Annotated in this window: 17 protein-coding genes; 9 read left to right on the forward strand and 8 right to left on the reverse strand. The window is 58.3% G+C overall.

Annotated elements, in window-relative coordinates; genetic code table 11:
* Positions 1-48: 48 nt before the first annotated feature.
* The 3 genes from FMA36_RS14145 to FMA36_RS14155 all read left to right on the forward strand — a co-directional run bounded on the left by FMA36_RS14145 (position 49) and on the right by FMA36_RS14155 (position 2,099).
* The gene (locus FMA36_RS14145) at positions 49-663 is read left to right on the forward strand and encodes a YceI family protein (RefSeq protein WP_159262958.1); all 615 of its coding nucleotides are present in this window, start codon (positions 49-51) and stop codon (positions 661-663) included.
* Between the two features lie 27 nt (positions 664-690).
* On the forward strand, positions 691-1,119 hold the full coding sequence (locus FMA36_RS14150; protein WP_159262959.1) for a DOPA 4,5-dioxygenase family protein: 429 nt from the start codon (positions 691-693) through the stop codon (positions 1,117-1,119).
* A 320-nt stretch (positions 1,120-1,439) separates the two neighbouring features.
* Positions 1,440-2,099: a sulfotransferase family 2 domain-containing protein gene (locus FMA36_RS14155; protein WP_240906380.1), complete on the forward strand. Its 660-nt coding sequence runs from the start codon at positions 1,440-1,442 to the stop codon at positions 2,097-2,099.
* A 71-nt stretch (positions 2,100-2,170) separates the two neighbouring features.
* Here the strand turns inward: FMA36_RS14155 and FMA36_RS14160 are convergent, their stop codons facing one another.
* From FMA36_RS14160 to FMA36_RS14185, 6 genes are all read right to left on the reverse strand, one after another.
* Positions 2,171-3,235, reverse strand: coding sequence for an alkene reductase (locus tag FMA36_RS14160; RefSeq protein WP_159262961.1), 1,065 nt, complete (start codon positions 3,233-3,235; stop codon positions 2,171-2,173).
* 153 nt (positions 3,236-3,388) lie between these two features.
* Positions 3,389-4,597: a M48 family metallopeptidase gene (locus tag FMA36_RS14165; protein WP_159262962.1), complete on the reverse strand. Its 1,209-nt coding sequence runs from the start codon at positions 4,595-4,597 to the stop codon at positions 3,389-3,391.
* A 238-nt stretch (positions 4,598-4,835) separates the two neighbouring features.
* Positions 4,836-5,216: an outer membrane protein assembly factor BamE domain-containing protein gene (bamE, locus tag FMA36_RS14170; RefSeq protein ID WP_240906381.1), complete on the reverse strand. Its 381-nt coding sequence runs from the start codon at positions 5,214-5,216 to the stop codon at positions 4,836-4,838.
* A gap of 292 nt (positions 5,217-5,508) precedes the next feature.
* On the reverse strand, positions 5,509-6,519 hold the full coding sequence (locus tag FMA36_RS14175; protein ID WP_159262964.1) for an Lnb N-terminal periplasmic domain-containing protein: 1,011 nt from the start codon (positions 6,517-6,519) through the stop codon (positions 5,509-5,511).
* A complete protein-coding gene (locus FMA36_RS14180) occupies positions 6,516-8,576 on the reverse strand; it encodes an alpha/beta hydrolase family protein (RefSeq protein ID WP_159262965.1) in 2,061 nt (686 codons plus the stop codon). The genes FMA36_RS14175 and FMA36_RS14180 overlap by 4 nt, the downstream gene beginning before the upstream one ends.
* Positions 8,577-9,034: 458 nt before the next feature.
* The gene (locus FMA36_RS14185; protein WP_159262966.1) at positions 9,035-10,321 is read right to left on the reverse strand and encodes an Hsp70 family protein; all 1,287 of its coding nucleotides are present in this window, start codon (positions 10,319-10,321) and stop codon (positions 9,035-9,037) included.
* An 82-nt stretch (positions 10,322-10,403) separates the two neighbouring features.
* On the opposite strand from FMA36_RS14185, the gene FMA36_RS14190 reads away from it, so the two are divergent.
* The 6 genes from FMA36_RS14190 to FMA36_RS14215 all read left to right on the forward strand — a co-directional run bounded on the left by FMA36_RS14190 (position 10,404) and on the right by FMA36_RS14215 (position 12,630).
* Positions 10,404-10,736 (forward strand): hypothetical protein, encoded by a 333-nt coding sequence (locus tag FMA36_RS14190; RefSeq protein WP_159262967.1) that lies wholly within the window; start codon positions 10,404-10,406, stop codon positions 10,734-10,736.
* Between the two features lie 84 nt (positions 10,737-10,820).
* Positions 10,821-11,102 carry a putative hemolysin gene (locus FMA36_RS14195; protein ID WP_240906382.1) on the forward strand — a complete coding sequence of 94 codons (282 nt, stop codon included), beginning with the start codon at positions 10,821-10,823 and terminating at the stop codon, positions 11,100-11,102.
* Positions 11,099-11,323, forward strand: coding sequence for a hypothetical protein (locus FMA36_RS14200; protein WP_159262968.1), 225 nt, complete (start codon positions 11,099-11,101; stop codon positions 11,321-11,323). Before FMA36_RS14195 ends, FMA36_RS14200 begins: the two co-directional genes overlap by 4 nt.
* 171 nt (positions 11,324-11,494) lie before the next feature.
* Positions 11,495-11,788: a hypothetical protein gene (locus tag FMA36_RS14205; RefSeq protein WP_159262969.1), complete on the forward strand. Its 294-nt coding sequence runs from the start codon at positions 11,495-11,497 to the stop codon at positions 11,786-11,788.
* 183 nt (positions 11,789-11,971) lie between these two features.
* A complete protein-coding gene (locus tag FMA36_RS14210; RefSeq protein ID WP_236944565.1) occupies positions 11,972-12,151 on the forward strand; it encodes a hypothetical protein in 180 nt (59 codons plus the stop codon).
* Positions 12,152-12,222: 71 nt separating this feature from the next.
* A complete protein-coding gene (locus tag FMA36_RS14215) occupies positions 12,223-12,630 on the forward strand; it encodes a hypothetical protein (protein WP_159262970.1) in 408 nt (135 codons plus the stop codon).
* 195 nt (positions 12,631-12,825) lie between these two features.
* On the opposite strand, the gene FMA36_RS14220 is transcribed toward FMA36_RS14215, so the two are convergent.
* On the reverse strand, positions 12,826-14,280 hold the full coding sequence (locus FMA36_RS14220) for a sugar porter family MFS transporter (protein WP_206065113.1): 1,455 nt from the start codon (positions 14,278-14,280) through the stop codon (positions 12,826-12,828).
* Between the two features lie 372 nt (positions 14,281-14,652).
* Entirely contained in the window at positions 14,653-15,306 is a 654-nt protein-coding gene (locus FMA36_RS14225; protein ID WP_159262971.1) for a hypothetical protein, read from the reverse strand.
* Between the last annotated feature and the right edge of the window lie 271 nt (positions 15,307-15,577).

A 15,577-nucleotide genomic window follows, 5' to 3' on the forward strand; every position in this document is an offset into this window, starting at 1 on the left:
TGATCCATGCCCGCACAACCTCACGCGGCACCGTGCGTTAAGCCTGCCATGACAGAACATGCACTACGCCCCATCCCGCGGCGCCGTACGCGACCCTTTACACTGCTTGCCATGGCGCTGGGTTGCCTCGGGCTTTCCACTCTTGCACGCCCGGCACATGCCACGCCCCAGCATCTCACGCTCACGCCCGACAATACTGCCGTGCTGCTGCATGCCAGCAGTGTCATCGGAGCGATGGACGGGCAGTTCGGCAAGGTTTCCGGCACGCTGGATTATGACCTGTCGCGCCAGACCTGCCATGTGGACCTGACCATGGACGCCACAACCGTGCATATGGACACCATACTGGAGCGCAAGGCCGCAAAATCAGGCAGCATGCTGGGCACGGAGCGCTGGCCCACCGCGCGCTACGTGGGTAACTGCCGGCCGCATATCGTAAACGGCGGCGTGGCCTCGCGCATGGTGGGGCAACTGACCATGCGCGGCCAGACCCACCCCATGACCTTTGACACCCGGATGGACTTTACCGGCAACACGCTCAGCGTGCTTGACAGCACCGGCACGTTCGATGGACGCAAATGGGGCATGTCCACCATGCTGCATACCGTAAGGCAGCCCATGCGCACCGAAACGCGCATCACCCTGCCCAATTCACCCCACTAACCCCGCCGCGCAGAAAGTGCACGACACATGAATGATGAGACGACCGCCCCCCGCACCCTGGCCGAGATTGCCAGCTATCACGTGCATGTCTATTTTGATGACGCCACGACACGCGAAGCGGCAAACCGCCTGCGCGACCGTGTGGCCGAGCGCTTTGCCGTAAGGCTGGGGCGCTGGCATGATGTGGCGGTCGGCCCCCATGTGGCGCCTATGTACCAGATCGCGTTCGAGACAGGATTATTCGCAACATTCGTGCCCTGGCTCATGCTCAATCATGGCGGGCTGAGCCTTCTCGTGCACCCGAACACAACCAATCCCCGCCGCGACCATCTGCGCGACGGCATGTGGATCGGCCGCCCCCGTGCCCTCCTTGCCGACCGCCTGCCCGAACTGACCGGTGCCCCCGATCTCGCGGGCGAAGTCAATACACGGCCCGATGGCAGCATGGCGATCTGAGGTCAGTTTTCAAAACAACCTACTGGCACGGATCCCCTGATACCGCCTTTTGATAAAAAGGCGGTATTCCCTGACACTTTTTTAGAGAAGCCGCATCAGAAACGTTATCATAGGTAAAAAGGCCACGTCGCTGTTTCCATAAGCTGTTGAAAAAACAGCCCAGGCCGTTGTTTTACAAAACGTGTAACCGTTGCACAGACATTGTTGCAATCGGTTTGTTTTTGTAATGCACCATAACATTATCCCGCAGGATAATGGCTGGCATCATTATCGGATCAGTTTACATGCAAACGCTGTTGCAGCCTGTGCTTCGTGTCAAAATGTCCAGCGATGTGCATGAACGCCTGAGTGAACTCCATATCGCCTACCCTCAAGGCCCCAAACGGCGACAGCGTGCGGCGATGGTGCGCGAGCGCGGCCTTCTGTTCATTCATGTGCCAAAAAATGCCGGAACATCCATAACCCGTGCTTTGTACGGCATGGACGTGGGGCACGAAACCATACGGTATTTCCAGCGCCGCCTGCCCGATCTGGTGCAGTTTCCCTCCTTTGCCATCCTGCGCGATCCGGTCCAGCGTTTTCTGTCAGCGTATCGCTATGCTCGCGCGGGCGGTAGCGGGGTGCGGCAGGTGGCGCAAGGGTTCCGCGCCACTTACATGGCGCTGCGTGACCTTGATGATGCGCTCGATCTGGTGGCACAGGCACGCAACCCCTACCATATCGACCATATTTTCCGGTCACAGACATGGTACCTGACCGGGCGCGATGGTGCCATTGCCGTCAACCGCCTGTTCATGCTTGATGAAATGGCGCGTATCGAGCGCTTTATCGCACCGTTTGGCAGTGGGCCGATTGCGCATGTCAATGCCACGGCAACCGGTGAAAAAGGCGAATTGCCGAGCCCTGAGCAAATTCGGCGGATCAGGCGGATCTACCACGCCGATTATGACCTGATCGCCCGGACCCGGCAGGGTCGGTAAGCCAGGCTTCATCTGCCTTACCCTGTTATCGGCAGGATAAGGCATGATCTCCGCGATGGCGGAAGTGGGGTTCAGTCGCCCGCAGCACCAAGCGTGGGGTAGTCGATATAGCCTTCCGGGCCATGGGTATAGAAAGTGGATGGATCTGGTGGCGTCAACTCCGCTCCTGTGCGCAGGCGTTCAGGCAGGTCGGGGTTGGCAATAAAGGCCTGACCAAAGGCAATCGCATCGGCCCGACCCGCCTCAACGGCTTTTTCCGCACTGGCAGGCGTGAATTTTTCGTTGGCAATATAGACGCCACCGAACTGTTTCCTGAGTTGTGGCCCAAGGCTGTCCGGCCCTTCCGCCTCACGCGCGCAGATGAATGCAATGCCACGCCGGCCGAATTCACGCGCGACATAGCCAAAGGTGGCAGCGGGATCGGAATCACCCATGTCGTGCAGGTCGCAGCGCGGCGAGAGATGCATGCCTACCCGGTCTGCCCCCCATACCTCAATCGCCGCATCGGTCACTTCAAGCATGAGCCGTGCGCGGTTCTCGATCGGGCCGCCATACTGGTCGGTGCGGTGGTTGGTGGAATCCTGCAGAAACTGATCGAGCAGATAGCCATTGGCGCCATGAATTTCCACGCCATCAAAACCGGCAATTTGGGCCAGTTCCGCCCCACGGCGGAAGGCTGCGACAATGCCTGGTATTTCATCGGTGCGCAGCGCGCGGGGCGTTACATAGTCACGCTTTGGGCGCAGCAGGCTGACATGGCCCTTTGCCGCAATGGCGCTTGGTGCCACAGGGGCCTCGCCATTGAGAAAATACGGGTCTGAAATCCGGCCAACATGCCATAGCTGCATGAAAATGCGCCCGCCCACCGCATGCACGGCAGTGGTGACCTTTTTCCATCCTTCCGCCTGCTCTTCCGACCAGATGCCCGGCACATCCTCATAGCCGATGCCCTGGGGGGTAACCGGTGTTGCTTCCGACAGGATCAGCCCCGCAAGCGCGCGCTGGGCGTAATAATCGGCCATAAGGTCATTGGGAATATGGTCAGCCCCCGCGCGCAGGCGCGTCAGCGGCGCCATGATGATGCGGTTGGGCAGCGTAAGGGCACCGACCTTAAGCGGTGTGAACAGGGTTGGCATGTCACGTCTCCACGGTTCAGTAGAGGTGATGATGAGCGCATAGCCATCCTGTCGCAAGAGTGCATGCCACATGCCGGAGCCCACAGACCTTGCACCTGGCAATGACTGTGGGCAGACCTCATCATGAGCGCCCGTTCCGGCTGGAATGTGCGTTTAGTGCCCGCCGTTCATGCATGTGGCGGGCATCTGGGCAGCCCGCATGCCCGTGCCCGGCGTGCAGTACCACGAAATATGTTTCTGTTTGTTGATGCGGGGCGTAATCAACATGCTTTTGTTGTGGGATGTTACCGTAATTGTCATGTTGTGTTCATCCAGCGCCAGGGTATCGCCATTATTCAAATGCTCCTTCTGGCCAATCTCGGCCAGCGATGAGGGAACATCATGATTATTGATATAATAATCCTCCAGCGCGGAGCGGGTCATGGCTGTTTCGCTGAACATGAGGTGCCCGTGCAAACGGGGTAACTGGTCACGATAGATGGGCAGGCCGATCGTCAGGATGAAAATGACAATATAGAAATAGAGGATCACCACCCCTGCCCCGCCAATCCTGCCGCTATAGGGCACCATGGCGGCCAGTACGCCTGCCCAGCGGTTACGGCGCGGCAGGCTGGGCTTATGCTCCATAACGCGGGCCACGCGCTTGGTCAGCCACGGATAGCCGCCCGTGAGTTCATGAAAGGACATCCAGAACCCTCCAGTCTCACTCACCTGCCTGGCGTAACTGTCAAGGTTGATGTCCTTCCACCGTGCGCACCCGGCTGCCAGCGCCGCCAGGGCGCGGGCTGCATTTTCTGGCGTAGTGGAACATGCCGCGCCGTGGCGGTCGCATGTGCTTTCCTTCGCGCGGGAATAGGCTGCCCCCAGCAGCGGTAGCCACAATGCCGGCCAGCGCAGGAAATGCTTGCCAATATGGCGCATGCGCAGGTGACCCAGTTCATGCCCAAGGTAAAAGCGCACGCCATCGGGGTGTTCGGCCATGGCATCGACCACGTCGGATAGCAGCACGACATATTGCAGACCCAGAAACCGCGCGGCGAAGGCATTCATCATCCCGCCGCCCTGCAATACATAGACCTGCGGGTAACCATTGATCTGTAATGTCTGGCAGCATGATACAAACTGCGCGTGCAGATCGGGAAACTGCGCAGAGGTCACTTCCACGCCGTTGCCCTTGATATGAGCGATCAGGGCAGATTGCGCGAACAGGTAAAGTACGTAGCCTATCAGGACATAGAGCAGCATTATGCCGAATGTACCCACCAGCATGAGCGCCCAGAACAGAATTCCAAGTACCAGCGTTATTTTTGAAAGTGTATATTCACGGGGATAAACAAGTTCATCCCTGTCTGCCCTGGTCATGTCAGTATCCCGAAAAATTAATTATCGCAATTATGTCTGTATTTTTATTTTATGTTCAATGTAATGATTAATACCATTCATTATTCCAATTTTTAATAAAACCACATCACATCTGTTGAGAAATCAATCAGGGCAATGGCCTGAACGCTTATGGCACGGCCCCTTCGGGAGCCGTGCCATAAGTAACCAGTCATATTTATGTGTAAGTCAGATTATCGTATCTGACATTACAATAATTTTACAGGCCTTCATGCGTCTTTACTTTGGATGATGACATCACGTGATGCCAGACAACATCTCCGTTGTAGATGATATCCAGGCTTTTTTCCTTGCCATGCGACCCGTTAGAGAATGCGCCGTAATAGGGAATGAAATTCGTGCCGTTTGCCTTGGTGGTAGCGAAAGTGTACTGCCACTCTTCATGCCCGCTATCCGTAAAATGGGTGGTCATCGGGTCACCAAACATGGCCCGAACCTGCTGCTTGGTTGTTACGTTATCATGAATCTTCTGGTCGATTGAGTCGGCCGTCTCGTTTTTGATGGAAGTATTTCCGGAAGAAGCACAACCGGATACCAGAAGAACAGCGGTAAGGCAGCCCGCAATGGCGATCTTGTTCATTAATAATTTTTCCATTAACTTAACAAAAATAATTTATATCTTTGATTTACATCAAGATTTTCTTTTTTCTGGAATATAGACTTTAACGGTAAAAATCCAGAGCAAAAAAACGTAATATTGGAGAATTTTCAGGAAAAATGGTGCGTCCATCGTCAAACATATATATTTTTTACATTTTATTTAAAAAAGTTCAGTAATAATAAAGGAATTTCAAAACCTGTTATCTGCACTGCAGCCGGACATGCCACATTTTTGTCACAGTTCGCAACAATTGTGTCAAAGCCTATATAATCTACGGTCCCTCCGGTGGTGGCAGGGTGGCGCGGATGGCGATGGAATAATCCGGCCCGATCATCGCATGCTCGGGCCGCCTGATGCGGCTGGCATCATGTACCGTGGCAAAATCGGGGTAACGCTTCGGGTCATAGGGGCCAAGAAGGTTCATGTCATAGGCCATGCTGGCGGTGTGTCCGCTCAGTATGATGCGCCAGTCAAAACGGTAGCGCAGTTGTGCGCCCGCGCGCGCCAGAATGCCTGTGGTGCAGTTATCACTCAGCGTGTTGTACCATAGCGGGTGACGAATAATGTCATGGATCGCACTCACATAGCTCAGGAACAGCCGCTCGCGCACGGCGGGCGAAAGATCCAGCCGGTACAGATAGACCCGCTCCCGGCGCACATCCGTGCGCACGCCAATGAGGTCGCGCTCATCAGCCGTGACATAAAACAGTTCATAATGATGGAAGAACCCTGCAACGGTGGAATAGGGAAAACGCGCCTGCCTGCGGGTTTCGATTGACATGGCAAGATGCTGCCCGTCGCTGAAACCAAAACTCAGGAAAACATGGGCAATATTTTCACCCGCCCAGTAGGATGTCACCAGATCGACCCGGTCGAGTTTGCTCAGATCATATGTTGCATCATACCATGCAGGCAGGTAATCGGTTACCGAACGGTAGCGGAAATTGCGTACGTTACGCACATGCACCATATTGCCCTCACGCCACGCATCGGCGGGTATGGCATATTCCTCTGCCCATACCCGATCATTGCGCGGCGGGTCGGTTACGTACCAGCCCATGAGTGCTACGGCAGCACACCCACGCGCCGCATGCCCGAGCGGAGCCGGGCGCAGCCACCCTGCCCCCACCATAAGGGCAGAAAACGCAGCGCTCAGACCCAGCCGTAATGCATCAGGCATAAGGGTGGAATAGTACAGCGCCCCCGTGCCCAGCACTGTTACCACGCCCAGAACAGACCGCAGGCCAATCGTGCGCCAGCGGCGCAGCGCGGGCGTGCTCATGGCTGTGCTGCAATGCGCATGCGCTGGGGGCCGGGCACATACTCGGCAAGCTGTTCAAGCAGGATGCGCTGCACTTCGGCTATGGTGAAGGGATTGGACTGCGTGGAATGCTCCGAATGGCGCACCACCAGTTCTGATTCCACATCAGGGATATGTGCGCTGGCATAGGAGACCACGCCATCATCGGCATGGGCCAGATCCCGCCCTGCCCCGCATACGGGAATGATGGAATGCACATGCACATCGGGCATTATGGGAATGGTGGGCAGCGTGCGCATGAATGCGCTGTGCGGCGACATGGCATAGACGCTGCCAAGGCGGGGAATGCGGTTATCGACATGCGTGCTGTCACCCGCTCCGGTCACGATCTCACGCGCCGTTTCGGTCACCCGCAGCGGCAGGCTGGCCATGCCACCCACCAGTTGGGCAATCGATTTGCCGGCAAGGTAGCTGCCATGCTGCGGGGTAGAGATGAAAACCACCCGGTCAATCTCGGGCATGGGCGTGGGAAACATGGTCTGGCGGATCAGCGCCATGGTGTCGGCATTGAGATGAAAGCTGGCAAGAGGCCTGCCTGCCGTGCCATCCCACAGCCTGTCACCGGGGTTAATGACCAGCATGCGCGCCAGAAGCCCGCCCTGACTGTGGCCAATCAGCGTGATGTGCCCAAGCGCCGGATCGGCCTGCACGCCGCCCAGGCTGTTTACGGCCTCGGTAATGGCATGACGCAGTTGCCACGCCGAGTACGGAATGGGATTGGCCGTGGCGTAGGAGAAGAACCAGAAGTCGAAATGGTCGCGGATGCGCTTGTCCTCCAGCAGGTCATTGACCATGCTGGCCCAGCGGTAAGGGCTGGAGGCCGTGCCGTGTATGAACACCACCGGCATGCTGCCATGGTGGTGCGGGTTCATGGCGATCAGGCGCGGGCGGGTGCCGTCATAAGTCGTGCCGTCAAAGAACCCCCGATATTCCTTGGTGCCCAGCGCGGTATCGACCAGACTTAAGGCACGCGCGGTGGTCTGGTCATAGGCGGCGGGCACGTGGGCATGGGCAATGGGGGTGTCGGGACTTTCATCCATTATGCGCAGCACCAGCCGCCCGCTGGGGTGGCTGCCCAGCACCTGCGCGCGCGGGTTATCCATTTCCAGCACCATGCTTGCAGGCAGGCGCAGCTTTTCCGATATGACAAAGCTGCCATCGGGCGTGCCTTCAGGGGGTGTCTGGTCCTGGGGCACGGCGCGGTTGCGTGCCGCATCATCCTGCGCGGGTGCCGCGATGTCGGCCACGGCAGATGGCGCGTGATCGCCTGTGTGCTGCAGCGTCTGGCCGCTGCTGGCCGGGCGGGCGGGCGCATCCGGCGTGGCGCGGGCCAGCACGGTCAGGGCCTCGCCAAGGCCCGGAGTATGGTAGACGTTATTGATGCCCCCCACCCCGAGCGTCGCGGTGGGGCGGATATTTTCCAGCACGCGGCCGTGCCAGCGCAAGGCGGCGGGGTCGGCGCTCAGCTCCAGCGTGCCAAACGGCAGGGCCCGGCTCTGGCTGGCAATATTGACCGGGGCCGGAAAGGCTGCCGCGAGGCCAAGATTGTACAGATCACAGGCCTGGCGGAACCGCGCGTCATACGGGCTGGGGCCATCCGCCTGCCCCGGCTGCAGAAAGGCATAGGCATAGAGGCTGGCGGCCAGAAAATCCTGTGCCTGATGGTGGCGCAGGCCCTGCCTATAACTGAGTTCCGCCAGCGCGAACAGCACATCGGCTTCATCATCGCGCCCCGCTGCCTGCGTGCGCAGGGTGGCAATGGCGCGATCGGGCTGGTTGCGCCATAGCGGCAGCAGGCCGTGGCGGCGCAGCACGATCAGCGTGCTATCGCTCGCCTCCCTCCCCGCCAGCGCCGTGCGCGTGGCGGCGCGGTAGCTGTGCACCAGCGAGACCTGCCGCACGCTGACCGGTCCCGCGCAACCTGCAAGCAGGGCTGCGGCCAGAAGGCTGGCACAACGCAGGTGGTGGTTGATACGGGTGGGGGCTGCTGGAGGCATGCCGGGCGCAATCGATTTCATGCCCGCAGGTTAAGCACCCCTTTGGCTTGCAGGGAACAGACAATCGGCATGCGTAGCCCTTGGAGCCGCCTGTTTCGACCCTGTACCCGCTACGAGATCATTCCTGCAGAAAAGCCGCAAGGCCGGAGGCACGTAACCGGTCTGCGCATGCCATCGGGGCAGGTTCTCTTTCATGCCACCGGTCATAAGGAATCGATGGGATCAAGGGGATGCCAGGGCTCACGATCTGAATCCCTTGAAAGATCCCGTACGGGCCCGCATGGCTGCACGCTCACCCGGTATTGCGTGCCCGGTGCGCGCTGCAGCCGCGCGGCCAGTTCAGTCCCCTGCCTGTCAAACGCATCACGGGCCGTGGGCGTTTCAGAACTGGTATGGGGGCATCGAATTTACACCGCCAGGCATCGAGGTCCTTATTCAGGTCATCAGAGATCGGCGGGGTATCGGGATCAAGATTGCCGTCACCCGTTCATCAGCGCCAGCCCTTCCGCCACGGATACGAACTCACCACCCATATCCACCTTCTCCGCGCCAAAGCGGCGGGTAAACAGCGTGCGCACGGCGGGCACGAATGATGTGCCGCCGGTCAGGAACACGCGGTCAATGGCGCTTGCGGGCAGGCTGGCGCGTTCCAGCGCGGTTTCTACCGCCTGGTCAAAACGCGCGAGGTCAGGCGCGATCCAGCCTTCGAATTCCGTGCGCGTAATGGTGCGGTGAATGCGCACATCGCCATATTCGTAATCCAGCGTGGCACTTTCGGCGCAGGACAGGTCACGCTTGGCCTGCCCTACCGCGCGATATAGCGCCTGGCCCTGCTGGGCTTCGATGATGTCGATCAGCGCCTGTATCTTTTGCGGCTCGGCGGCGGTGCGGGCCACGTCGGCCATGTCGCGCAGTGTCTGGGGCGTGCGCATGAGCGCAAGCCGGTGCCACCGCCCAAGGGCCGCGTACCACTCGGCGGGTACCGGTAGCGGCTGGCCGCCCATCACGCGGTAGGTGGTGTTGCGGCCAAGCTCGGGCGCGATCACGTTATCAATAATGCGGTAGTCAAGCTGGTCGCCTGCAATGCCAACACCCGCATAGCCCAACGGGGTCGCTCCCTGCCCGCTGGCAGGATCAAACCGCAGGATGGAAAAATCGCTCGTGCCGCCGCCAAAATCGCCTACCAGAACGGTGGCGGGGGCCGTGAGGCGCTGGGCAAAATGCCAGCCTGCCGCTTCGGGCTCCAGGGCTACGTCAACATGATGGAAACCTGCCTGCGCAAAGCCTGCCCGCAGGCGGTCCTCGCCAAAAGCATCATCAGCGCGGATACCTGCAAAATGCACTGGCCGCCCCACGGTGGCGCTGACCTCACTAGGGTCGATATCGAGCGTGTGCATCAGGCATGACAGGAAACGCGCCACCAGTGATTCCAGTGTCATCACCTGGCCCAGCAGCCGCGTCTGGCGGAAGGATGCCTGCGCCAGATACGACTTCATGGACATGATGAGGCGGCTTTCCGCCGGGTCTTCAAGGTAGGCATCCACCGCCGCGGCACCTATGGCTTCCTGTAACGACGTGCCACGGGGCTGCATCTCGTCATGCCACAGGCATAGCAGCGTGCGGCATGTCTCGGTGGGCGGATGATGGGGGAAATGGAAGCGCGCGGGCTGCGGCTGGCCCTTGGCGTCCAGCACCACCACAACGGTATTGGTCGTGCCGAAATCTATGCCAAGCCGCACGCCATGGGGGGGCTTTATGGAAGACATGCGGCCTCCCATACGCGCCGATGCAGGCCGTGTCCATCGGGGTCATTCACATTTTGCGTGGGGTGGCGTAGGGGTTGGCATCATGACCGAGCCGTTTACCTGCGCCAATGCCCGCTATCGCACCGATACCCGCCACGGCCACCCGCATGGCAAGGGGCAGGCGCGCGGCAGCGTGCTGCAGGCACCACTGGTAACACAGGCCGATACGGGCGATACGCTGTGGCTGGAATATGTGCTTGGGCCGGAAGGCGCGCGGTTCTGGCTCATGTGGTATGATGCTAATGGCCTGCCGCGCCTGACCAACAGCGCGGTCATGGACCATGCCAACCTCGCCATCATGCTGCGCGCGTTAGGCCACGGCGCGGCACTCGACGCAGTGCAGGCCGCCCTGCCACCAGCCGGTCATGCGGCCTGATCCTGCCCGCCCGGTTTGGCCGATGGCTGCCTGCCTGTTATCAAGACCCCTGCACTCCTTTTGCAGCATGTAGCACGAGACGATATGATGAACCCATTCTCCACCCCGGGCCGTAGCGCCCTGATGCGGTTTGCAACCCTTGGCGCAATCGTTGTGCTGGGTGCCTGTACTGCCCGGCATGGCCCGGCGCAGGCGGCGCGGATCGGCATGCCCAACCCGGCTTCCGCCTATTGCCAGCATGTGGGCGGCAGGCTTGAAATGCGTACATCCCCGCAGGGCACAACGGGCTGGTGCCACCTGCCTGATGGCACGGTGATGGAGGAATGGGCCCTGTTCCGCCGCGATCATTCCGCCCCGCCGCAGTGACGTCACGCTGCCCTGCCCGGCTCGCCCTGCTGGGCCTGCTCGGACTTGCGGGCTGTGGCGACGCGCTGATGGCGCGCAACCTGCCCCCGGTACAAGACTGCCAGCAGCGTGGCGGAACATGGCGCATAACGCCAGATGGCCGCACCGGGCTCTGCACCCTGCCGCCGGGCGAAAGGGTGGCTGGCGCACGCATCGTACCGCGCCATCAAGGCACACCATAACCTGTGGTAATATGCCGCATGAAACCCTGAGGTTGGTCATCCGTTCTGGGCAAGGCAGGCTGTTTCACAAAGTCCCCTGCCAGATGGGCATTGCCTGTGCTGGCCCTGGCCCGTCCTTTACCCGGCATGGTGTTTTCTGAAACAGCCTCCTGACGCAACAAGGAGGAACCCGTGCCCGTAACCGCGACCACCAACCCGCCCCGCTTCATGCCCTTCAGGGTCATGGCCCGTTCATGCGTTCTTGCGGTGGGCATGGGGCTCGCCCTGCCCCTCATGGCCTGTAGCGGCCGGATTGGGGAGGATGCCTGCATTTCCTGCTCGAGGGAAAAAACGGACCCGCCGCGGCACGATCCCGCCGCACCCACAGGCAATGCCGTGGGCGAAGGCATGGGCGGCCCAACCGGCTCGCCCCAGCAGGCAGGGCAGGATCAGAGCCCTGGTGCCGCCAGCGCGCCGGGCATGTAATACCGTGGCAGGGGCCACGCGATCATTCACAGCAACGTGTTTTTACGCCTGCCGGGCGGGCTGAACCCCCCGGATACAGGCGCGTTTGACCCTTGCCACCCTATTGAGAAAAACAAAGGAGGATACAGGATGCGGTTCACCGTTTTCCCCGCCCTCCCCATCGCATTAGGGTTGGGGATCGGGATGGCAGCAGATGCATATGCCGACGACCCGGCAACACCGCAGCAGGTCGCGGCCTGCAAGGCCGATGCCCTGCGGCTGTGCCCGCTGGACATACCGGATACAAGACAGGTTGAAGCCTGCATGCAACGCAAAGTCACCCGTCTGTCGCCTGCATGCCGGGACACCGTGCAGGGTAAATAATACCGTCCCGTGACCGGGGCACGCCATGGCTTGGCCAAGCCGTGCCCCGCTACCGTTTTTCGGAGGCTCACATGACGATTTCGCGTAACGTAACCGACATGACCACCCGCATCGGTGATTTCCTGACAGGCGCGCAGGGCGACCGTTCCGGCGCGCTTTCGGTGCTTAACGACATTCTTGGCCCCCTGCCCGCGCCAGACGAACCCAGCATGCTCGAACACCGTGCGGAGGAAGCAGGCATGCTGCCGCTGATCCGCACCTGGCAGGAGCACGACCAGGCCCCGTATGCCGATGAAAGCACGATCCATGCCCTGTTCCGCCCGACGGAACTCGAGCGTTTCTCCACCCAGACGGGACTTTCCGCACAGGCCGCGATGAAGATCCTGCGCGAGATGCTGCCTTCGGCCATCCGTCACCGGGCGCTGAACGCGCGTGCGGGCTGGCAGCCTGAAAACACGGCTGACCCCAACCTGCACTGACACGCAACAATCAGGGTCACTGCCTTTTTAGCCTGCCCACCGGGGTACTTTTGCCCCAGTGTGGCGGGCTTTTTTTCAGCCCGACCCAAGGCCTTAAATCGTAAAGAAGTTTTTGGTGCTGCTTTTTTTAAGCTTTGAAGAACGCCGCCTTTTTTCAAAAAGGCGGCGCCCAAGGCTTTTATCAGTTGTAATGCCTTACTTACGCCCCGGCTGCATCTGGCGCGCACGATCAACCGGCTGACCGATTTCGCGCAGGGGGTAACCCGCCTTGACGCGCTGCTCGATCTCTTCAAGCGAACAGCCCCGCGTTTCAGGCACAAGGAAGTAACCGATCAGGAAGAAAACCGCATTGAAACCAGCCAGAAGCCAGAAAATACCGTAATCCCCGATGAGGCTCATGACGGACAGGAAAACGTTGCTGATCAGCCAGTTGGTCATCCAGTTGGCAAAGGTAGAGCACGCTATGGCCAGCCCGCGCCCCTGCAGGGGCTGGATTTCGGTGCACATGGTCCACGGCACAGGCCCCTCGCCCAGAGCATAGCCCAGCGTGAACAGCACCAGCAGCCCGATGATGGCAATACTGCCCATGCTGCCCCCCACATGCGCGAACAGCACGAACCCGAACACGCACAGGCTGAAAGAGGCCACAAGCGTGCTGACCAGTAGCAGCGGGCGACGCCCCCAGCGGTCAATCAGCACAATAGCCACGCCTGTTGCCACCATGTTGGCAAGGCCGAGCAATGTCGTGCACCACACCGCCGCCTGGGCTGAAAAACCAAGGTGTTCAAGCAGATGCGGGGCGTAATACAGCAGGATATTGATGCCCGCGAGTTGCTGGAACATCTGAAGTGCCATGCCAAGGGCAAGTGTCTTGCGAAAACCGGCAGAGGTTTTCAGGAGTTCGAAGCCGTTTCCCTCGGTTTTCCTGAGGTTCTGCTCGATCCGGTCGAGTTCATTATTGGCGCGCTCACGTGAGCCACGCACTTTTTGCAGCACGCCACGGGCTTCGCGCCTGCGCCCATGCATGGCCAGCCAGCGTGGCGAATAAGGCACCCGCATTGTAGCCAGAATGAAGAAAACCGTTGGCACGGCAAGAATACCCAGCATCCACCGCCAGTGTCCGCCATAGGAGAGCAGGCTGTCTGACAGCAGGGCCAGGAGCATGCCTGCGGTAATGACAAGCTGGTAGAGCGAAATCATCGTGCCGCGTTGGCTTTTTTCCGTAATTTCGGCAATGTAGAGTGGCGCTGAAAAAGACGCGAAACCAACCCCTATGCCAAGACAGACACGGCCTGCAATCATGACAGGAATGGACGGAGCCAGCGAACACAGGCCGGTGCCAAGCAGGAACAGCAGGCCGGCATAGAACATCGCCCCCCGCCGCCCCCGGTAATGCGAAACCGGAATGGCCAGCAGCGAGCCTCCTGCCGCGCCGAGCATGAGCGAGGAGACAATCCATTCCTGTGCCCGCTCATTGGCCCCAAGGTCGAGGCCCATGAATTTGAGTGCACCGGCAATGACGCCGGTGTCGAGGCCAAACATAAGTCCGGCCAACCCGGCCGCCCCGGCAAAAAGAAAGGCGTTCCGACGGCCTTGCTGCAGGCTGTCCCGGTAGGACAGATCATCGTGCTTTACAGTATCGCCATTCACGAGAAAAACCTTCTTTATCGTTATATTTTCAATATAGAACGCCTCTTATGAAAAATAGTTCTCAGGATCATGATCATTCAGCCGTGATCGGGAGTGAGAAAGGTATTTTTTTCATTCCTTACCATGAATACAATATTACAATACTTCCTAAAAACAGTCTTTACTTCAAGCATTGGGGATTGATATGATTACACGGGCTACATCAGTAATGAGCAGGATGCGGTGCGTATTAATGATTCTGGCTGGCCTGCCCCTTCCCCTTTTATAGACAAGAAATGTCCTTGGGAGAAGATCAACCATTATGCCTGGGTGAAAAGGTTTTCCATGAATCCTCCACCCAAGATAAAATATAGAGAAGAATTTTCTGTTTAATTATCTGGATTTTGCTTTTTTATGATTATAATCCTTTGTGCTCATGCTCGGTATTATCGAGAAATGCAGTGAAGCATCTTCTTCTGGTGTCCAGTCAAGCAAGTGCGCTTCCGGATAGTTCAATCCTTCGCTCTGAGGCACATTTTTTTCTTTTCGGTCTTTATTCAGGACGACATTTTTCTTTATAACAGTATATTCAGGCTTTATTTCAATAGAAGCCCATGCGCTATAAATATCAGAAATATCTGTTCTTCCGGCAGGGCGATTATTAATAAAAAATGGGGTCGGGGCTATATGATGCTGCATGGCCATCATAATAAGCCATTTGCCGGGTGGCAGGTCGGTAAATGTGAAAACGCACCCCTGCTGGTACGGTGCTATTCTACCAAAATCCTGTGAACTCTTATCTACACTGGACTTGAACCGCCACGGGGAATCAACAACCCTGATCCACTCACGATAGTATGGCGTATCCGGTTGGATAACCGCGTTTCTTGCCAGTTCGTCGCAGCTTTTTTTCTTGTGTTTGATATCAATCATGTAACCATGCAGGATTAGTGTCTTGTCACCCTTCTGTTCTGCCCATGCGGCTTCCTGGGGGTTGAATTTTACCTTGAAACTTTCACACCCCTGAAGAGAGAGCAGACCCACCATGCACGTTGCCAGAAGTGGTATGTTTTTAAGCATTCCCAATTATCTTTCTTCAAATAAACTTCTTAAAATCATCTAGCATCTATTTTTCACTGTTACAAAATTTATCATCTCATGCGGCGGAAATACCAAAAAGATGCGCCAAAGGTGCAGGTAAATAAAATGCCACTCATCTGCCGCCCTGCCTGTAATCCGGGCAGATAGACAGCCATTACACGTTCCTTTTTTTACCCTGGGCCAGTAATTCATTTTGAAACAGGAATTTTAATAATGA

The sequence above is a fragment of the Komagataeibacter xylinus genome, assembly GCF_009834365.1.
GTDB lineage: Bacteria > Pseudomonadota > Alphaproteobacteria > Acetobacterales > Acetobacteraceae > Komagataeibacter > Komagataeibacter xylinus_D.

Excerpts from the sequence above, each read along its gene's own strand:
- FMA36_RS14145 (WP_159262958.1), top strand. The coding sequence starts at position 49 with ATGACAGAACATGCACTACGCCCCATCCCGCGGCGCCGTACGCGACCC.
- FMA36_RS14150 (WP_159262959.1), top strand. The coding sequence starts at position 691 with ATGAATGATGAGACGACCGCCCCCCGCACCCTGGCCGAGATTGCCAGC.
- FMA36_RS14155 (WP_240906380.1), top strand. The coding sequence starts at position 1,440 with ATGTCCAGCGATGTGCATGAACGCCTGAGTGAACTCCATATCGCCTAC.
- FMA36_RS14160 (WP_159262961.1), bottom strand. The coding sequence starts at position 3,235 with ATGCCAACCCTGTTCACACCGCTTAAGGTCGGTGCCCTTACGCTGCCC.
- FMA36_RS14165 (WP_159262962.1), bottom strand. The coding sequence starts at position 4,597 with ATGACCAGGGCAGACAGGGATGAACTTGTTTATCCCCGTGAATATACA.
- bamE (WP_240906381.1), bottom strand. The coding sequence starts at position 5,216 with ATGAACAAGATCGCCATTGCGGGCTGCCTTACCGCTGTTCTTCTGGTA.
- FMA36_RS14175 (WP_159262964.1), bottom strand. The coding sequence starts at position 6,519 with ATGAGCACGCCCGCGCTGCGCCGCTGGCGCACGATTGGCCTGCGGTCT.
- FMA36_RS14180 (WP_159262965.1), bottom strand. The coding sequence starts at position 8,576 with ATGAAATCGATTGCGCCCGGCATGCCTCCAGCAGCCCCCACCCGTATC.
- FMA36_RS14185 (WP_159262966.1), bottom strand. The coding sequence starts at position 10,321 with ATGTCTTCCATAAAGCCCCCCCATGGCGTGCGGCTTGGCATAGATTTC.
- FMA36_RS14190 (WP_159262967.1), top strand. The coding sequence starts at position 10,404 with ATGACCGAGCCGTTTACCTGCGCCAATGCCCGCTATCGCACCGATACC.
- FMA36_RS14195 (WP_240906382.1), top strand. The coding sequence starts at position 10,821 with ATGATGAACCCATTCTCCACCCCGGGCCGTAGCGCCCTGATGCGGTTT.
- FMA36_RS14210 (WP_236944565.1), top strand. The coding sequence starts at position 11,972 with ATGGCAGCAGATGCATATGCCGACGACCCGGCAACACCGCAGCAGGTC.
- FMA36_RS14215 (WP_159262970.1), top strand. The coding sequence starts at position 12,223 with ATGACGATTTCGCGTAACGTAACCGACATGACCACCCGCATCGGTGAT.
- FMA36_RS14225 (WP_159262971.1), bottom strand. The coding sequence starts at position 15,306 with ATGGTGGGTCTGCTCTCTCTTCAGGGGTGTGAAAGTTTCAAGGTAAAA.